This is a genomic window from Rhizobium sp. GW821-FHT14E12, from assembly GCF_058803745.1.
In genome coordinates this window covers 239,078-255,020 of sequence record NZ_JBXAPH010000003.1, presented here as the reverse complement: position 1 = coordinate 255,020, position 15,943 = coordinate 239,078, and the positions used below count along the sequence as shown (strand labels likewise).

Sequence of the window (15,943 nt, the reverse complement as noted above, 5' to 3'; positions counted from 1 at the left end):
TGTCGCAGGTCAGGGGCGATGGCAAGAAGTTCGGAGTCGAGCTGCGGCGGCGATATCGATGCAGACGGCAATCGCGGTATGATCGTCGAGGCAGGCTTCTACGAGCGTGCTCATGAGGCTGCTGATGTTGAAGAACGAGGTTTGACAATCTGCTTTTCGTTTTCGGCCTCGAAACCGTCGCCGCCACCCTCGAAGGAGAAATAGCAATAACGGAAGTAAATCTACTGTAAGCTTCCGTTTAGCATCAGGATGTGAGCTGCCCTATGGACTTCATCATAGGGCGATGGAGGATTGCGGAGGGCGCATAAGCGTAAACGGGGCTGATTTGGGGGCAACGCAATGCTTTGTGCAATTCGGCCCTTGCCGAGGTTCAATCCCGGTTGGTGGAAGGACGTAAGGCTCTAACCTTAGGAAGAGTGCTTTCGACTGCTTGCTTCATGCAGCTGGGAATTAGCACCGGCAAATAATTTCCATCCGCCTTGTCGGAATCACCTTCTGTTGGCCGTCCTTGGAGCATCAACCGCGTCAACCTGGAGGAATATCGTGGAAAACGCTCAATCAGCTTGGCAGACTGCTGCCATTCTCATCGCTCGCCTGATCTTCACCGTCGTCTTCGTGATGGCCGTCTCGTTCAAGTTTATGGATATGGGCGCGACTGCCGGCTATATCGTCGCCGCCGGCTTCCCGTTCCCATTATTCTTGACCTGGTGCGCCGCGATCCTCGAAGTGCTACTTGCCATTGCTTTCCTGACCGGTGCGTTGTTTGTCCCGGCAGCGCTCGCTGCAGCCGTCTATGTCATCTTCCTTGGATTCTCATTTCATGGTCCCGCGCGTTGGGCCGGTAACCAAGCTGAATTCGGCTTCTTCGTGGATCACTTTGTTTTCGTGGCGGGTTTGCTCTTCGCTGCTGTACATGGCCCGGGCCGGGTACTTGCCGTAAAGTGAGCATCCTGGCTGGACAGAGTGTGACGCAGCTTCATCATGAAGCTTGCCGCACCATTTTTCTTTCGACGGCAGATGAGCAATGCGCTGGCACAGGTGGCGGGCTTGTCGAAGAGTTATTGGTGGGTCAACTTGATGCGCGACGCTCGTCGTTCGCTTCCCAAATTCGAGTCGCGCCACCTAATCTGCCCCACTTACCAGATGAGGTAAGTGGGGCAAAGATGAACGCCACGCTCTCAGTCAAGGGAGAGGCATGGCTGCTCGCGCATCGTCCAGTGTCGGAATCCTTATTCTAATCTTCCGACATAAGACCGCGGGCCTGGCTCTGCCTGCCCGTCATTGTTGTTTGCGAACCGTGCCAACGGTCAGCCGACCGGTGCTCCCATCGGACAGCTTCACCTTCCCCCACGCCGACATGAGGTCCGGCGCTCTCGTGACCACGGCCTGCCCGGTGCGACCGTCCGAGCATTTGACCGGAAGAATAACTGTCGGGCGCCGATCCTTCAGGTCGTAGGCGCCGGAACATTTTACCGACCGCCGCGACGACGAGACAGAGAAGCGGCCGTTACCGCGCGACGCTATCGTGGAGCCTTTGAACGTCTCGCCCGAGTCCATTTTCGCCAGAAGCGGAAGAGCGATATCACCTTGTCCATCGCCCTGCGGCTTTCGTGGGCCAGCCCCTGCAATTCTCAAAGCCCTCGCAATGCTTGGAGCCATAACACGACTTGCGGCAAACTGAACGTAGTCATCGTAGGGGATGGCACCCTTGGCGTAAGCGGTGAGGATTCGGCGGCAAAACTCGCGACGGACATTGGCCTGCGGAACGCCCATGAGCTTCGCAAGCTTCTCTTGTGCTTCCGGTGTGATGGCACCGTGGCTGCATTGGTCGATGTTCCAGTTGAGAGCCGAGGGATCGCTCAGCCGATTTCTATCATACTCGTACCCGCCCTTGCTTGCGACCGGTGCGGCGTTTGCCGACACGGAAAGAGCCGCCATGGTGATGGCGGCAAAAGTCATAAGCTTTCTCATTTTGCCCCTATTTCTCTTGGTATGCTTGGCGCGCGCGCATGGTCTCAGGTGAGATTTCAGCGACGAGCGAAAACAGATATTCCGAAATTTGACGCCTGCCGGTCCCGATTCCCCTATGGTTCCTAGCATCCCCTCATACGTGCATTATTGTCTGACGTTAATCGAGTCTTCTGCCGCCAGAGTGGTTCGAATATGCCTTGGCTTGCCTGCGAGACTTATTGCCGCCATTGGCTTCGGCTCAAAGCTGGATGTAGAAGTGCAAAAACGTCTCAACAGGAGATCTGATTCCGTGCGGTCGAGATATAATCTCTTGAGTGTCAAAAAGACTCTCAGCCTTTGCACCGTCGCCGTCGTCCTCTCGGCATCGCCGCAATTATTTGCGGCTGGTCGACAAGCGGACATCCCGCTGTGGCTGACGCCTCATGTCGGCGAAGGCGACGGCCAAATCGCGTCACCGGTCTTGCAGAGGGCGCGCGCGCTTTACAGGCGCAAAGTGAGCGAAGGCAAAGTCAGTAATCCTTGCTACTTCGCCATGGACGCCACGCGCCCGAACGATCTGGGCGATGGCAAATCGGGCGGCCGCTTTTATACCGTCTGCGAAGCCACCCAGACGTTTCGCGTTATTTCGTCCGGGCACGGCAGCGGCCGCGATCTGAAGGGCGTTGTTGATTTCGGCAACGGCCGAGAGTGTGCCCGGAACTTCGGCAATGCCATGGATTCGAACCTGACGGCCGGCGGCGCCTATATGACGGACGAGACGAAGACGACGTTCAAGGGCTACTACCGCGTCTCGGGAACGAAAGATGCGGCCTTGCTTCGCTCCTTCATCCAATTTGACGGCGAGGGCGAAACGGCAAATGCGCGACAGCGCGCCATCGGCGGGCATGCGGCCGCGGTGGTGGCGGGCGTCTGCCTGAAGAAAAATCCTGAGAGCCCCTACGCAAACCGGGATGGATATGTTCCGCTTGGAAAGCTAGTGGAATATGCCGGCGGCCGCAGCGACGGCTGCACCAGCTGGACGGCATCGGACGCCAGCCAGATCCTCTCCATGGTGAAGGGCAATCCGACGACGCTCTACATCTATCCTGAGTCAGCCGACATAAACGCCGTCGCCAAAGCCGTGGCGAGCGGCCGTTCGCCATCGAAGGCCGGCTTGTATTGGAATGATTCCTGCCTGAAAGAAATCGGCGCTCCGAAGTTCTGGTCGAAAGAAACCCTGGAGCCGATCATTGCCCAGTACAAAATAGATCATCCGGCACCGCCACCGCGGCCAATACCGATTTGCAACGCGCCATAAAGCTTGTTTCTCGGCGGGGTCGCCCGCTATGTAGGTCTCCATGGAAGCAGGTGTTCCAAAGAATGAGTCCGCAGGCCACTTTCGCAAGATCAGTGGCCGCTTCTTTCGTTCGGTGTTGACCGAACGCCTTGATCATGTACTCGATCCTCCCGAGGCATCCAGCGCGGGACGCTATCACCGCCTCGGTCAGGCAACACTTTATACGAGTGCTTCACTCGAATGGTCAATCATGGCTATCTCCGGCTACATGCGCGAAGACCAGCGTCCGCGCGTCGTCGTACCGCTCCTTGTCAGTGACGCGATCGTGGTCGATCAGCATGACCGGCAGGCCTGTGCACAGCTGGGCATTGATCGGGAACTATCCGATCTGTCCTGGCGCTCTGCCTTAGTGGCCGGTCAGGAGCCGGCGTCATGGCGCAATGCTGATATAGCCAGAGCGGCCGGCGCGGACGGGATAATCGACCGGTCAAGATTGATACCCGGCGGTTGGCATCTCAACCTGTTTCGCTGGAACGGGCTCGGCGGCCCCTCGGTCGAGGTTTGCGGCGATCCTGTCGAAATCAGGCTGTCTGAAAACGGTCCGAAGTGGGGGCTGTAGCGGCGGCGCTATGCGCGTGTGCCGTCCGGTTTCCAGGGAAGGGGCGGTTCAACGACGACCTGGAGACCACGCTTAACGAACGCGTCGCGTAATCGCATCGCAGATGTTGCCGTCACAGCCTGGGCTACCGGCAAATCTTGATCGACGACCAGGCGAGCCTGAACGACGCCAATTCCAAGAACCATCGAAACATCCAGGATCGTTTTTGAGCGCAGTCGATCGGCCCGATCCAGCCGCACCGTATAGGCTGCCTCGTCAAACGCGGCATGATCTCTATTGGTGGTCGCAACGGTCCATCCGCAATTGTTGCAGGTAACATTAAGGCTCATGCCTTGGACCCAGATGGTCAGTTCTTGGCCACATTCCGGACAACTCATCTTGAATAATTCGCATATCTCCGAGTGTGTGGGCAAGACGGCGGAAATTTCCGCCGGCAGATGGTGCTATCTAGTCGTCAGATGAGGGCGGGGAACTGCTATCTCGCGAACGAGGCGTCCCGATGACGAGCGTTCGGGCGATCACCCCATCAAGGATGACATGCAATGTCTTCATCAGGAATGCCTTCATCCCGTAGATCCTTTCTCAAGAGGTTGTCTCGGTTTTGGTGCGGACATAGTGCCGCCAGCCGCCGAAGTCGGTGATCTCAAGCGCATCCGCAACGGCGTGAGCCTCGCACAGAAAGCCCGACACGGCGGAGCCGTCGTCCAATGAGACTTTACCGATGCCGAGCGGCGCGGGGATTTTCTGGACGAAGAGGCCGAAGGCTTCGGGTGACACTGCCCAGACCTCGACCTCCACGCCCCCGCCGGAAAAGCCTGGCTCGCGCAGCAACCCCGGCTTGGGCGGGACGGTTCCCGGCAGTGCGAAGAGGCGGTAGTCACCCGCCGTCCGGCAGGTCTTCAGCCGGTATCCCCCCGAAGAGGTGAGTTCGTGGTTGAGCGGCATGCCGCTCAGATGTGCCCCGACGACGACGATCGGCACCGAGCCGTCATCGGCCTGCGGCACGCGGCTCGCCTCGGGGATTTGCGCCGAGTGATCCTTGCCCATCCCCGCGTTCAAGCTCCGGTGCATGGCGTCGGCAAAGGGTGCGAGGGCGTCGTCGGTAAAGGCGGGGCCGATCAGCGTCACGCCGGCTGGCAGGTGACCGTCCGCGTCGAAGCCGGCCGGTATGGCGATTGCCGCGCAGTCGAGGAGGTTGACGAAGTTGGTGTACCGGCCGAAATGGCCGTTCTTCGTGATCGGATCGGCCAGCATCTCCTCGACCGTATAGGTGGTCGGCGAGGTCGGCAGCATCACGACGTCAGCCTTCTCCCATTCTTGCCTGGTCTTCTGGCGCAGCGCTTCGAGCTTGTATCGACCTTCGAAGGCGTCGACCGCGTCATAGGCTTTTGCACCCTCGATGATGGTACGCACCGTCGGATCGAAATCACCGGCATTGGTGGCGAGAAAATCCTTCACCGCCGCCAGTCGTTCGGCGACCCAGGGGCCGTTGTAGAGCAATTCGGCCGCTTGTCGGAATGGTGCATAGTCGAAGGGAACGATGGTGGCGCCGAGGGCGCGCGCCCTTTCGATCGCGGCATCGTATAGAGCTTCGACATCCCTGTTGCCGAAGAATTCCCGTTCTGATCCTTCGAGCACGCCGATCCGCAGGCCCGACGCGGGTAGGCGGGCGGGGGCCGCCTTGCGCGAGAACGGATCGGCGGCGTCATAGCCCTCCATCACCTTGCGGATCGCAATGCCGTCGCCGACGGTCGCGGCAAAAATGGTGACGACATCGACGCTGCGGCAGGCGGGCACGACGCCGACATTCGGCACCAGCCCCGGTGTCGGCTTGATGCCGACGAGATTGTTGAAGGCCGCCGGCACGCGGCCGGAACCGGCCGTGTCGGTGCCGAGCGCGAAGCTTGCCAGGCCGGAGGCGACGGCAATCGCCGAGCCGGAGCTGGAGCCACCCGAGACATAATCCTTGTCGAAAACCGAACGTGGCGCGCCATGGGGCGAGCGCGTTCCGTTGAGGCCGGTGGCGAACTGGTCGAGATTGGTCTTGCCGATCACCAGTGCGCCGGCGGCCCTTAACCGGGCCACCACCGCCGCATCCTTGTCGGGATGATAGGCAAAGGTCGGGCAGGCGGCCGTGGTCGGCAGGTCCGCAACATCGATATTGTCCTTGACCGCGAAGGGAATACCCCAGAGCGGCAGGCTGTTGGGATCGGGCGCTCGGTCCACCAGTTCCTTGGCGGCGGCGCGCAAATCATCGTCCGGGGTCGGCGTGATGAAGATTGCCGGATCGTCGGACGCCTTGCGGCGGATGATCACCTCCTCGACGAGATCGAGGGGCGACAAGCCGGATGCATAGGCGGATTGCAGCGAAGCGAGATCGAGAATGGCAGGGAGCATCAGATTTCCTCCAGCACGACGAGGACATCGCCGGCTTTGACGTTGCGGCCGGGGCCTGCGCGCAGATCGCGGACGCGGCCGGCGGCATGGGCGGTCACATTGATTTCCATCTTCATGGATTCGATGATGGCAAGCGTCTCGCCGGCTGCAACCGGCTGGCCCTCTTCGACGAGGATCTTCCAGACGTTGCCGGGGACGGCGCTTTCGACGCCGAAGCAGCCTTCGGGAATATCGCCCCCAAGCCCGGGGCCTGTGCCCTCGTCGACGACGAAACTGTCGAGGCCTAGTTCCTTCCAGCGCTGACGTTCGGCCTCGAAGGCCGATTGCTGGCGGGCCTTGAAGGCGCCGATGGCCTGCGCGTTGGCGGCAAGATCCGCCTCATAGGCCGCATAGGAGAATTCGCTCTCCTCGATGCGGATCGGATAGCCGCCATGCGGGAAGGCGGTGCGCGCCTCGGTCAGTTCCTCATGGCTGACGGGGAAGAAGTGGATCTGGTCGAAGAAGTCGAGCAGCCAGGGCTTTTCCTTGGAAAAGACCGGCGTCTGGCGCCAGGTGTTCCAGACCTGGATCGTCCGGCCGAAGAGCTGGTAGCCGCCGGGGCCTTCCATGCCGTAGATGCACATATAGGCGCCGCCGATGCCGACGGCGTTTTCCGGCGTCCATGTCCGGGCCGGATTGTATTTCGTCGTCACCAGCCGATGCCGCGGATCCATCGGCGTGGCGACCGGCGCGCCGAGATAGACATCGCCGAGCCCGAGAACGAGATAGCTGGCGTCGAAGACGACATCGCGCACCGCCTGTTCGTCGGCCAGCCCGTTGATGCGGCGGATGAACTCGATATTCGACGGGCACCAGGGCGCATTGGGGCGGACGAGTTCCTGATATTTGCGCATTGCAAGCTCGGCATCGGGATCGTTCCAGGAAAGCGGCAGATGCACGATCCGGCTCGGAACCTTCACCGCCTGCGCCGGCGGCAGGGAAGCCTCGATCTCACTCAAGAGGCCGAGAAGGCGCGTGCGGGTGAGGCCGGTTCCGTCATAATGGATCTGCAGCGACCGTATGCCGGGGGTGAGATCGACAAGCCCCGGAAGCTTCGCGTCCTTGACCGCCTGCATCAGAAGATGCACCCGCAGGCGCAGCGCGATGTCGAGCTGCATCGGGCCGTATTCGACCAGCAGATTGTCGTCTCCCTGGCGGCGATAGACCACGGGGACCGGCCCCGCCTCGCTGCTTGCGATGATCGCGGCACCGGCGTCAACGCCGATACGCTTCACCACCGGCCCGGCGATTGGATCCTCGGCGCGTTTCACTGCATGGAACCGGATCGTGTCGCCCGGTTTGAACTGGCCCATCTTCCATTGCTCGTCGCGGGCAATCACCGCCGGGCAGACGAAGCCGCCGAGGCTGGGGCCGTCTGGGCCGAGAATGATCGGCATGTCGCCGGTAAAGTCGATTGCGCCGACCGCATAGGCATTGTCGTGCAGGTTGGAAGGATGAAGCCCCGCCTCGCCGCCATCGGTGCGCGCCCATTTCGGTGCGGGGCCGATGAGGCGCACGCCGGTGCGGGCACTGTTGAAATGAACCTCGTACTCGGTGGCAAACAGCGTTTCGATATCTTCCTCCAGGAAGAAATCGGGAGCGCCGTGCGGACCGTAGAGCACACCGACTTCCCAGCTGCGTGTGAGCAAGGCCGGTTCATGAGCCGGCTTGGATGCCGGCTGCGGAGCGTGGGCAAGCCGCAGCACATGGCCGGCGCGAAGCGTTCCCGTCGCATGGCCGCCGAATTGCCCCAGGCCGAAGGTTGCGCGAGAACCAAGCACCTCCGGCGCTTCGAACCCGCCGGCGACGGCGAGATAGGCGCGCTGGCCTGCACCGGCGATCGCTCCGATCATAAGCGTCTGACCCGCCTTGACGAAGATTGCCGTGTCGTGTGGAACCGGTGCACCGTCGAGGGTCATCGGCATTTGCGCGCCGGCGAGGGCGACCATCACATCCGAGAAGAATTTCAGCATCGGGCCGGAGACGGTAAGTTCCAGCGCCGCCGTCTCGTCGGCGTTTCCGACCAGCCGGTTGGCGTGGCGGAAAGATCGCTCGTCCATCGGCCCGCTTGGCGGCACCCCGACATGCCAGAGACCCAACCGTCCCGGCAGTTCCTGCAGACTCGACTGAGCGCCCGGCGTGATCACCTCGACGACATCGGGCACGAAGGTGAAATCCTTGAGCGCCGTCGTCGCCACATTGCCGCTCGACAGCAGATCGGAAGCCGCAATCGCCTTCAGATAATCGAGATTGGTCTCGATCCCGGAAATTGCGCTGTCTTCGAGCGCTTTGCCGAGCGCCTTGATCGCGCCAGCGCGATCCTCGGCCTTGACGATCACCTTGGCGAGCATGGGGTCGTAATAGGGGCTGACCTCCGTGCCCGTCTCGATCCAGCCGTCGACGCGCACGTTTTCCGGAAAGACGACCTCGGTCAGCAGTCCGGCGCTCGGCCTGAACCCCGCATGTGGCATTTCGGCATAGATGCGCGCCTCGATGGCCGCGCCCTTGGGAATGAGAGTCTCCTTGCCGGTGAGCACATCTTCCCCAGCGGCCTGGCGGATCATCCATTCGACCAGATCGATGCCGAAGACGGCTTCGGTCACCGGATGTTCGACCTGCAGGCGGGTATTGACCTCGAGGAAATAGAATTCCTCGCGTGCCGGGTCGTAGATGAATTCGACCGTTCCCGCCGACTGGTAGTGAGCCGAGATACCAAGCGCGACGGCTGCGGCATGCAGGCTGGCCCGAACCGTGTTCGACAATCCCGGCGCGGGCGTTTCCTCGATCACCTTCTGGTTCCGGCGCTGCAATGAACAATCGCGTTCGCCAAGCGCGATCACCCGGCCATTGCCGTCACCGAAGATCTGCACTTCGACATGGCGGGCCTTGGCGACGAAGCGTTCGAGATAGACGCGCGCATCGCCGAAGCTTGCGCGCGCGGTGCGCTGCACGCTGTCGAAGACCGCTTTCAGGCTTTCGGGATCATCGCAGAGCTGCATGCCGATGCCGCCGCCGCCGGCCGTCGATTTCAGCATCACCGGATATCCGATATCGATCGCGGCGATGAGTGCATCGTCGCTCGTCTTCAGCAGTCCGCTGCCGGGAAGGAGCGGCACACCGCTTTCGCGCGCCAGTTCGCGGGCCGTATGCTTCAGCCCGAAAGCGGCTATGTTGTCGGGCGTCGGGCCGATGAAGGCGATGCCCTCTTCCGCCAGCCGCTCGGCGAAGCCAATATTTTCCGAAAGGAAGCCATAGCCCGGATGCACGGCCTCGGCGCCGGTCGCCTTGCAGGCGGCAATGACGGCATCGACGTCGAGATAGCTTTCGGACGCCGGTGCAGGGCCAAGCCTTACCGCCTCATCCGCCATCAGCACCGCCTTGGAAAAACGGTCGGCATCCGAATAGACGGCGACGGAGGAGATGCCCATGCGCTGCAATGTCTTGATGATCCGGACGGCGATTTCGCCCCGGTTTGCGATCAGAACCTTCTTGAACATGTCAGGCCTCGCTATCCCAGACCAACACCCGGACCGGTGTCGGATCGAAACCGTTGCAGGGATTGTTGATCTGCGGGCAATTGGAGATGACCAGCAGCACGTCCATCTCCGCCTTCAGCTCGACATAGTCGCCCGGCGCGGAGATCCCATCGACGATCGTCATCTCGCCGCTCGGCTCGATCGGCACGTTCATGAAGAAGTTGATATTGGGGACGACATCGCGCTTGCTCATGCCGTGTTTGGAGACTTCGAGAACGAAATTGTCCCGGCAGGCATGGAGATATCTGGTGCCATGGCCGAAGCGCACCGTGTTGCTCTCGCAGGAGCAGGCGCCGGCCGAGGTATCGTGCCGCCCGCAACTGTCGGCAGTCATGGTCAGCATCACCCGGCCTTCATTGGAGATGACTTTCGTGCCGGTCGAGATATAGGCCGCGCCCTGTTCGCGCATCGTATCCTGGTTGGAATAGCGCTCGGAAAAATCCATGGCATTGTAGAACAGCGTGTCGATCGCCTGTTGGCCATATGAGTCCTCGATGCGGATGGTCTGGCCCTTCTGGATCACCGTCGAGAACGGTGCCTCGGCCGGGATGTAATGGTCCTGCGCGGTGTTTTCGAGCGTGCGGCCCGGAGCTGTCTGGATGAAATCAGTCATGGTCTTGCTCCCTCTCACATCGTCGCCAGCGTGTTGTTTTCAAAACCGCGCACCGCCTCGGCGGTCGCGGTCCGGCAAAGGTCGTCGGCCATGGGCGCGGTTGCCGCGATGCGGGTGACGGTCACCGGGTTCGGCCGATAGGCGGTGTCCGGGTCGAGCGGATGCGGGCAGTTGGAAAAGCCGACGATCATGTCCATCTCGGCGCGCAGCTCGACATAGTCGTGCCCATGCAGAAGTTCCGGCTTCCACAGGAACGCACCGTCCTGATCGACGCGGACGGGGGCAAAGAGCGCCAACACGGACGGAATATCGCGCTTGTCGAGCCCGGCCTTGGTGGCAAGCAGGATCAGGTTATCGCGGGTATTGCGCTTGCCGTCTCCATATTTTGCTGTGTTCGACGCAAAGGTGGAGCCGCCCATCAGCCCGTCATGGGCGCCGGAGGAGTCCTCGGTCACCGAGAACATCACCCGGCCCATATCGGAGAAGATTACCCGGCCCTTGCCGAGCGCGGTGGTCCATTGCATCTTCACCGTATCGGGCAGGTTCAGCCGCTCGCTGGTGTCGGCGGCGCTCCAGGCGACGAGGGAAACCGTCGAGAAGCCATGATCGAGGCCCACACGGAACACTTCGTTCTTCTTGATATGGGTCGACCAGTACCAACCACCCGGGATCACCTCGCGATGGACGATCTTGTCGGCCGCGATTTCAGGCGCCGGCAATGGGCTTGCTTCGGGCAGTGCCTTGGGCGCGAATTCGAGCCCCTTTCTTTGATGCTCTTCGTAGCGCGCGCGGTTGGCGGCTATGTCTTCCGGCGAACGTCTGACATGTGTCATGGCTGAATGTCTCCTGACGAAGCCAGGTCGTCCCGGCGATGCCCCAGGGAAACAACCGGGCCGTCCCGGTCGGGGCTGAAGATCGATGGCTCACCGGCAAGGCGCGGCGGCCAGATGGAAATGTCCTTGGTGATGGTCGCGCCGTAGCGTTCCTTTTCCTCGGGACGGTCACGGCGGCGTTCGAAGGCGATGACCCGGCTTGCAAGCGTGAAGGCCTCGCGCATGTCATGGGTGACCATGACAACGGTCATCTGCGTTTCGTTCCAGAGACGTTTCATCAGCGTATGGATTTCGGCGCGAATGCCTGGATCGAGCGCGCCGAAAGGCTCGTCGAGCAGCAGCACCTTTGGTTTCATGATCAGCGCCTGGGCAAGCGCCAGGCGCTGCTGCATGCCGCCGGAAAGCTGCGCCGGATATTTGTCCTCCGCGCCGGCCAGGCCGACTTCGCCGATCAGCTGCCGCGCCTCGGCGATGGCGTTGCGCCGTGCCGCGCCGAAGAGCTTGGCCTTGTGGCGCGCGCCGGAGAATTCCTTGCCGAGCAGCACATTGCCGAGCACGGTCAGATGCGGAAAGACGGAGTAGCGCTGGAAGACGACGCCGCGATCAGGACCAGGCTCCGCCGGCAGAAGCTCGCCATCGAGCAGGATCTGGCCCTTGGTCGGCTGCTCCTGGCCGAGCAGCATGCGCAGGAATGTCGACTTGCCGCAGCCGGAGGGACCGACAAGAGCGACGAAGGCGCGCGACGCGACAGTCAGCGATATGTCCTCGAGCACGATCTGGTCGCCATATTCCTTCCAGACATTTTCGATCCTGAGTTCGCTCATGCCCGCTTCTCCAGTTCCGACCAGGGGAAGACAGCAATGCGGATGCGATCGAGGATGTAGTTTGTCAGCACGGCGAGCAGCGTGATCCAGACGACATAGGGAAAGATGATATCCATCGAGAGATAGCGACGGACGAGGAAGATGCGGTAGCCGAGACCGGAATCCGACGAAATGGCTTCCGCCGCGATCAGGAAGAGCCAGGCGGGGCCGAGCTGCAGCCTGAGGCAGGTAATCAGCCGCGGCAGGATTTGCGGCAGCACGACACGCAGGGCGATCTGCCAGGAGGAGCCGCCAAGCGTCTCGGCCTTGACGATCTGCTCGCGCGGCAATTCCAGCGCCTTCAGCGCCAGGTCGCGGATCATCGTCGGCGCGACGCCGATCACGATGAGGGCGATTTTCGAGGTCTCGCCGAGACCCATGACGATGAAGAGGATCGGCAACAGCGCCAGTGGCGGCACCATGGAGATGACGGCGACGAAGGGAGCGAGCAGCGCCCTGAGATAGGGCAGCATGCCGATCAGCATGCCGATCAATAGGGCTGTCAGCGTGGAGATGCCGAGGCCGGCGAAAAGCCGGATCAGGCTTGCCCAGGTGTCCGACCAGAGCAGGTACTCGCCGGTGCGTTGATCGGCGATGAAGGCCATGCGGTCGATCGCCTGGACGAAGCCGGAGAGATTGGGCAGCAGCTTGTCATTGGCGTTTTCCGCCAGCCGCGCCGTTGATCCGAAGACATAGGCGACGACGATCAGGGCGAAGGGCAGCAGCATCAGGGCAAATTGCGCGCCCCGGCTCGGCTTGGTGTTGATCCAGCGCATGAGGAAAGCTCCGCTGATGAAGGGATGACGCGGCGCGGTTTGCCCGCGCCGCCGGTCGAACTTCGCTCAGAGCGCGCCGTCAGCGGCCGCCTTCATGTAGGTCTCGGTGAAGCGCAGCTTGACGTTGCCGCTGTCGCCAAGAACCTTGCCATCCGGCATTTCGATGCCGATGACATCTGCCGACGCGGCGCCGCTGCCGAGCAAGCCCTTCTGGAACAGGAAGTTGCGCACCAGATCCATCGTCTTCGGAAGGCTTGGCGACGCGGTAAAGGCGACGGCGTCAGTGGGTTTGTCGAAGAGCTTGGTCGCGGCGATCTGTGCTTCGAAGCCTTTGAGATCAGTGCCGGACGCCGAGCCCATCGTCTCGCGGGCGGCCTTGCCGTCCGGCGTGTCCGCCTTCATCAGCGCCGCCGTCTCATACCAGATGCCGGCCAGCGCCTTGCCGAAGTTCGGGTTGTCCTTGAGCACATTGGTATTGGCGACCATCAGGTCGATGATTTCGCCCGGTACCTGCGAGCTGTCGAACACCTTCTTGGCGGAGGGCTCCTCCAGAATGGTGGAGACCAGCGGATTCCAGGTGACGACGGCGGAGACGTCGGGCGTCTTGTAGGCGGCGACCATGTCGGCGTCGGAGGTGTTGACGACCTTCACGTCGCGCTCGCTGAGCTTTATGCTTTCCAGTGCGCGGGCGAGCAGATAATGCGAGACGGAATATTCGACCAGATTGACGTTCTGGCCCTTGATGTCGGCAAGGCTCGCCTTGTCCTTGAGGATGACGGCGTCATTACCGTTCGAAAAGTCGCCGACGATGACGGCGGTGGTATCGACACCTCCGGCGGCCGGAATGGAAAGGCCGTCCATATTGGTGAGCGTCACGGCATCGAAGGCGCCGGCCGTATATTGGTTCATCGACTCGACGTAGTCGTTGAACTGGGTGACGTCGATCTTGATGCCGTATTTGTCGGCCCATTTCTTGACGATGCCGTGGTCGCTCGCATAGCCCCAGGGCATCCAGCCGACATAGATCGACCAGGCAACCTTGAACTCGGTCTTCTGCGCGGCATCGGCGGAGGTGCCAAAGCCCAGCATCAGCGAGGCGGTCAGGGCGGTAATGGAAAGAAGCTTCGAAAAAGTCTGCATTGAAATTCCCCTTTTGCTTTTTATCAAAAAGGGATCGGCAAAGACCATCGCGCCGCCAATCCCTTGGCTTACGAGGTCTCCCGGGCTTTTGTCCCGCCGTGCATCCGGTGGGATTTCTCCCCCAACCGGCGGCAGCTCTCGGACCAGCACGCTTTTTAAAGCGCCGGAACCCTAGCCACCAACTCAGCTATTTCAGAAGCAAGGGGTGTGCCAATTTATAAGCTATTGATTTTTATAAGGGCGCTCTGCCGATGCAACTCTCATTGCCCACGCTCGATGGCAGTTGCTCAATATTTGAGCGGCCGTCAGCGATTTTGACAGGCACAAATGCGACTGCCAAAGATCGGATGACCGGGCGTGCGGATCTGTTGGCGCTAGAGATCGGCCATTCACAGCGCCCTTTGGCGTCTTGCCTCGCGGAACGTAACGAGCCGGCGATCTTTTTCGTCCCAAAGGACAAGTTTGACGCAGCGCAGGCTGTCCATAAGCGTGATGCGGCTGACATTTCCCAACTCGGGATGGTCGCGCAGCACTTCAGGCAGGCGGTAGTAGGGCACCCGGCTCGAGAGATGATGCACATGATGGATGCCGATATTGCCGGTAAGCCATCTCAGCACCAGCGGCAGGTCGTAATGGGATGCGCCATGCATGGCGGCATGTTGAAACTGCCACTCAGGCGGCTTCGACCAATGAGTGTCCTCGAATTGGTGCTGGATATAGAAGAGCCAGACACCGGCGGCGCCCGCCAACAAGACGATCGGAAGATGGACCAGCAGAAACGGAACGACGCCGACTGCCCAGATCAGCAACGCCGCGACGACGGCGACTGCGAGATTGGTGGCCATGGTCGATATCCACGGAACGGGGCCTGAGCGCATCATGCCGAAGGGTAGCCGCTGCTTCAACAGGAAGACCCAGACGGGGCCGATGCCGAACAGGACCAGCGGGTGCCGGTAAAGCCTGTAGCCTAGTCGTCCCCACCAGGACTGCGCATTGTATTCGGCAACGGTGAGGGTGGTGATATCGCCGATGCCGCGCTCGTCGAGATTGCCGGCGGTGGCGTGATGCTGGGCATGCGCCCGGCGCCAATAGTCGTAGGGTGTCAGGGTCAGCACCCCGATCGCGCGTCCGGTCCAGTCATCGATGCGGCGGCGCGCGAAAAAGGAACCATGACCGCAATCATGCTGGATCGCGAACAGCCGCAACAGAAATGCGGCGGCGGGGATGACCAGGATGAGGCCGTACCAGAGGCCATAGTGAACGGCCGCCCATGAGGCGGCCCAGAGGATGGCGAACGGAACGGCGGTCACCGCAAGTTCGAATGTACTGCGCCCGGCGTGCGGATTGCGATATTTCGAAAGAACCTTGAGCCAAGCCTTGTCGCCAGCGTTGCTGGGATGCTCAAAGGTGGACGTGGCGTTCATTGTGGTTGGTCTACCTTCTGTGCGGACAAGGCGAGCGCTGCGGCGCTGCGAAAATAATGTTCTGCATGCTGATAATAGGTTTCAGCTTCGATGCAATCTCCCGCCAGGGCCTTTTCGCGAGCAAGCGCGATATAGTGATCGTAGCGGGACGGCAATCGAAAGTGCCTCAATGCAATGGGTATCGTGTTTTTCATGTGGTCCGTAAGCGACCAGCGAATTCGGCTGCATTCATTTTTGGGATGACAAGATGAAGAGCGGCATCGAAAATTCGGTGGCGATTAAAATGCGATATCACCCTTTGTGCTTCTCTTGGAGCACGGACAGCCAACTCAATCATTCGAGATGAACAATCGATACCGTCGCAATGTGGCTGTTTCAAGTTCAATGGCGAGGCACGTTTACATTGACAAGAAGCGCCTGCCGCGGATCAATGCCTGAAATACGACGATCTCATCG

Annotated in this window: 13 protein-coding genes and 1 riboswitch; of the genes, 3 read left to right on the top strand and 10 right to left on the bottom strand. The window is 61.0% G+C overall.

The window, feature by feature from the left end; all coding sequences use genetic code 11:
- The first annotated feature begins 543 nt into the window (after nucleotides 1–543).
- Nucleotides 544–945 (top strand): DoxX family protein, encoded by a 402-nt coding sequence (locus AC1RO0_RS14535; protein ID WP_498593597.1) that lies wholly within the window; start codon nucleotides 544–546, stop codon nucleotides 943–945.
- A 333-nt stretch (nucleotides 946–1,278) separates the two neighbouring features.
- On the opposite strand, the gene AC1RO0_RS14530 is transcribed toward AC1RO0_RS14535, so the two are convergent.
- Entirely contained in the window at nucleotides 1,279–1,971 is a 693-nt protein-coding gene (locus AC1RO0_RS14530) for a hypothetical protein (protein ID WP_498593596.1), read from the bottom strand.
- A 289-nt stretch (nucleotides 1,972–2,260) separates the two neighbouring features.
- On the opposite strand from AC1RO0_RS14530, the gene AC1RO0_RS14525 reads away from it, so the two are divergent.
- Nucleotides 2,261–3,268: a hypothetical protein gene (locus AC1RO0_RS14525; RefSeq protein ID WP_498594026.1), complete on the top strand. Its 1,008-nt coding sequence runs from the start codon at nucleotides 2,261–2,263 to the stop codon at nucleotides 3,266–3,268.
- A gap of 40 nt (nucleotides 3,269–3,308) precedes the next feature.
- Nucleotides 3,309–3,866, top strand: a complete 558-nt coding sequence (locus AC1RO0_RS14520) for an RES family NAD+ phosphorylase (protein WP_498593595.1) — start codon at nucleotides 3,309–3,311, stop codon at nucleotides 3,864–3,866.
- 582 nt (nucleotides 3,867–4,448) lie between these two features.
- On the opposite strand, the gene atzF is transcribed toward AC1RO0_RS14520, so the two are convergent.
- From atzF to AC1RO0_RS14475, 9 genes are all read right to left on the bottom strand, one after another.
- On the bottom strand, nucleotides 4,449–6,263 hold the full coding sequence (atzF, locus tag AC1RO0_RS14515) for an allophanate hydrolase (RefSeq protein ID WP_498593594.1): 1,815 nt from the start codon (nucleotides 6,261–6,263) through the stop codon (nucleotides 4,449–4,451).
- Nucleotides 6,263–9,799: an urea carboxylase gene (gene uca, locus AC1RO0_RS14510; protein ID WP_498593593.1), complete on the bottom strand. Its 3,537-nt coding sequence runs from the start codon at nucleotides 9,797–9,799 to the stop codon at nucleotides 6,263–6,265. The genes atzF and uca overlap by 1 nt, the downstream gene beginning before the upstream one ends.
- 1 nt (nucleotide 9,800) lies before the next feature.
- Nucleotides 9,801–10,451, bottom strand: a complete 651-nt coding sequence (locus tag AC1RO0_RS14505) for an urea amidolyase associated protein UAAP2 (protein ID WP_498593592.1) — start codon at nucleotides 10,449–10,451, stop codon at nucleotides 9,801–9,803.
- Between the two features lie 14 nt (nucleotides 10,452–10,465).
- Complete coding sequence (locus AC1RO0_RS14500) at nucleotides 10,466–11,284, bottom strand: urea amidolyase associated protein UAAP1 (protein WP_498593591.1); 819 nt, start codon at nucleotides 11,282–11,284, stop codon at nucleotides 10,466–10,468.
- Nucleotides 11,281–12,108, bottom strand: a complete 828-nt coding sequence (locus AC1RO0_RS14495; RefSeq protein ID WP_498593590.1) for an ABC transporter ATP-binding protein — start codon at nucleotides 12,106–12,108, stop codon at nucleotides 11,281–11,283. The genes AC1RO0_RS14500 and AC1RO0_RS14495 overlap by 4 nt, the downstream gene beginning before the upstream one ends.
- Complete coding sequence (locus AC1RO0_RS14490) at nucleotides 12,105–12,923, bottom strand: ABC transporter permease (RefSeq protein ID WP_015918180.1); 819 nt, start codon at nucleotides 12,921–12,923, stop codon at nucleotides 12,105–12,107. Before AC1RO0_RS14490 ends, AC1RO0_RS14495 begins: the two co-directional genes overlap by 4 nt.
- A 66-nt stretch (nucleotides 12,924–12,989) precedes the next feature.
- On the bottom strand, nucleotides 12,990–14,063 hold the full coding sequence (locus tag AC1RO0_RS14485) for a putative urea ABC transporter substrate-binding protein (RefSeq protein ID WP_498593589.1): 1,074 nt from the start codon (nucleotides 14,061–14,063) through the stop codon (nucleotides 12,990–12,992).
- Between the two features lie 75 nt (nucleotides 14,064–14,138).
- Nucleotides 14,139–14,249, bottom strand: a riboswitch (guanidine-I (ykkC/yxkD leader).
- A gap of 203 nt (nucleotides 14,250–14,452) precedes the next feature.
- Nucleotides 14,453–15,487, bottom strand: coding sequence for a fatty acid desaturase (locus AC1RO0_RS14480; RefSeq protein ID WP_498593588.1), 1,035 nt, complete (start codon nucleotides 15,485–15,487; stop codon nucleotides 14,453–14,455).
- A complete protein-coding gene (locus tag AC1RO0_RS14475) occupies nucleotides 15,484–15,681 on the bottom strand; it encodes a DUF4167 domain-containing protein (protein ID WP_498593587.1) in 198 nt (65 codons plus the stop codon). Before AC1RO0_RS14475 ends, AC1RO0_RS14480 begins: the two co-directional genes overlap by 4 nt.
- Between the last annotated feature and the right edge of the window lie 262 nt (nucleotides 15,682–15,943).